Below are 2,451 nucleotides of genomic sequence, written 5' to 3'. Positions count from 1 at the left end.
CGCTCGAGGCGATCCTCGCGAAGATCGACAAGGCGGGCGACGATGGCCCCGGCCACCGCAGCGCAGCGCTCAAGAAGGCGGTGCGCTGAGGATGGCGACCGGCGCGCTCGTTCTGCCGCACGGATCGGCGGCGGCGGGTGCGGCGCTTCACGTCACGCATTGGCTGCCCGAAGGACCGCCGAGAGCGATCGTGTTGCTTGCGCACGGCTATGCCGAACATGCCGGGCGCTACGAACATGTGGCCACGCGGCTCAACGACGCGGGCTATGCCATCTATGCCGTCGATCATTGGGGCCATGGGCGTTCGGACGGCGATGGCGGCTATGTGCCGCGCTTTTCGGCCTTCCTCGACGGCATGGCCGAGTTGCTGACGCTGGTCGAGATCAACCATGGCGACACGCCGCGCCTGCTCCTCGGGCACAGCATGGGCGGCCTCATTGCAACGCTCTTCCTCGTCGAGCGCCAGCAAGCGTTCGTCGCGGCGGCGCTCTCGGGCCCCGCGATCCTGCCGGCGGAGCCGCCGTCGCGCTTCACGGTCTGGATCAGCCGCTTCCTGTCGCGCTTCTTCCCGCGCCTCGGGGTGCTGTCCCTGGATGCGAACGGGGTGAGCCGCGACCCGGCGGTCGTTGCCGCCTATCAGGCCGACCCGCTCGTCTATGGCGGCAAGATCGGCGCGCGGCTCGGCAAGGAATTCATGGACGCGATGGCGGTCGCGCAGGCCGACGCGCCGAAGATCCGTCTGCCCATCCTGATCCAGCATGGCGAAGCCGACCGCCTCACCGCGCCCGAGGGATCACGTTATCTGTTCGCGAACGTCGCTTCGAAGGACAAAAGGCTCGAAATCTACCCCGGGCTGTTCCACGAAATCTACAACGAGCCCGAGCGCGATACGGTGCTCGATGATCTGATCGGCTGGTTCGACGCGCATGTACGGGGGAAGGCCGCGGCATGAAAATTCTTCTCGTCCTGATCTTCGCGCCGCTCATTGCGCTCGCGCTCCTCTATTTCCTCTTTCCCGAGCAACTGGTGCAGATCATGCGCGGGCTGATGCGCCGCCGCGCGCGGGTGGTGCGCAAGACGGTGACCGTCGACGGCCGCATCTGGCCCTATCTCGAAGGCGGCGATCCGTCGAAGCCGGCGCTCGTGATGGTTCACGGCTTCGGCGCCGACAAGGATCACTGGACCTTCTATGCGCCGTGGATGACGCGCGACTATCGTCTGATCGCGCCCGATCTGCCGGGGTTCGGCGAGAATGACCGCGACGGCGAATTGCCGTTCGACGTGGCGAGCCAAGCCGCGCGGCTCAAGAATTTTCTGGATGCGCTTGGAATCGAGCGACCGCATCTGGGCGGCAACAGCATGGGCGGCTGGATCGCGCTGCGCTTTGCGATCGACTATCCGCACGCGCTGCGCTCGCTGACGCTGATGAATAACGCGGGCATCCTCGGTGCAAACGAAAGCGAGCTCCAGAAGCTCGCGGCCGACCGCGACTATAATCCGCTCGTTCTCGCCAACCTCGAGGACGCCGACCGGCTCATCGCCTTTGTCGTGCACAAACCGACCTATGTTCCGGCGCGACTGAAGCCCGTCATCTACGCCGACGCGCTCCGCCATCGCGACCTGCTCGACAAGATTTTCTGGGTCATCGCCGACGAGATGGAGGAAAAGCCGCTCAACGACGAGCTCGGCAAGGTGAAGGTGCCGACGCTGATCATCTGGGGGCGCCACGACAAGCTGATCGACGTCAGCTGCGTCGCGGTGCTCGAAGCGGGGATCGCGGGCAGCCGCAGCCACATCTTCGAGCATGTCGCGCATGTGCCGATGATCGAGGACCCGAAGGCCACGGCGGACGTCCAGCGCGAGTTTCTTGCCAAGCATTGAAACTGCCGTCAGTCTCTTGCCGAAACAGGGAGAGATCCATGCGGTTGAAGGTGGGGCTGCTCGGCGGGGGGAGCTGGGGAACGACGGTCGCGTCGGTCGTGTCGCGCAACGCACCGATCGCGCTCTGGGCGCGCGACGCCGAAACGGTCGACAGCATCAATTCCGCGAGCGAGAACCGCAAATATCTGCCGGGCATCAAGCTGCCGTCGGCGCTCCGCGCGACGAACGACATGGCCGAGGTCGTCGCGGGTGCCGACGTGCTCGTCATGGGCGTGCCCTCGCACAGCTTTCGCGCGGTTCTGGAGGAAGCGCGCAATCATCTCCGTCCGTGGGTGCCGGTAATCAGCCTGACCAAGGGGCTAGAACTCGCCTCGGGCAAGCGCATGACCGAACTGATCGAGGAAGTCCTCCCCGGCCACCCGGTCGGCGTGCTCACCGGCCCCAATCTCGCGCGCGAGATCATGACGGGACAGGCCGCGGCGAGCGTGCTGTCGATGGAAGACGAAATCGTCGTCCGCGCGCTCCAGCCGGTGTTCCACTCGGGGCTGTTCCGCGTCTACACCAACACCG

Annotated in this window: 3 protein-coding genes; all 3 read left to right on the top strand. The window is 65.8% G+C overall.

Annotation, left to right across the window (positions count from 1 at the left end; translation table 11 throughout):
• The first annotated feature begins 91 nt into the window (after positions 1–91).
• On the top strand, positions 92–952 hold the full coding sequence (locus tag JHC57_RS22025; RefSeq protein WP_294032704.1) for an alpha/beta hydrolase: 861 nt from the start codon (positions 92–94) through the stop codon (positions 950–952).
• Positions 949–1,881, top strand: coding sequence for an alpha/beta fold hydrolase (locus tag JHC57_RS22020; protein WP_294032703.1), 933 nt, complete (start codon positions 949–951; stop codon positions 1,879–1,881). The genes JHC57_RS22025 and JHC57_RS22020 overlap by 4 nt, the downstream gene beginning before the upstream one ends.
• Positions 1,882–1,919: 38 nt before the next feature.
• Positions 1,920–2,451, top strand: a 532-nt coding sequence (locus JHC57_RS22015) for an NAD(P)-binding domain-containing protein (RefSeq protein WP_294032702.1), incomplete at its 3' end; no start/stop codon positions are given.

The sequence above is a fragment of the Sphingopyxis sp. genome (genome assembly GCF_016463645.1).
In the GTDB taxonomy this organism is placed as follows: domain Bacteria; phylum Pseudomonadota; class Alphaproteobacteria; order Sphingomonadales; family Sphingomonadaceae; genus Sphingopyxis.
This window is presented reverse-complemented; position numbering and strand designations above follow the sequence as displayed.

Excerpts from the sequence above, each read along its gene's own strand:
- JHC57_RS22025 (WP_294032704.1), top strand. The coding sequence starts at position 92 with ATGGCGACCGGCGCGCTCGTTCTGCCGCACGGATCGGCGGCGGCGGGT.
- JHC57_RS22020 (WP_294032703.1), top strand. The coding sequence starts at position 949 with ATGAAAATTCTTCTCGTCCTGATCTTCGCGCCGCTCATTGCGCTCGCG.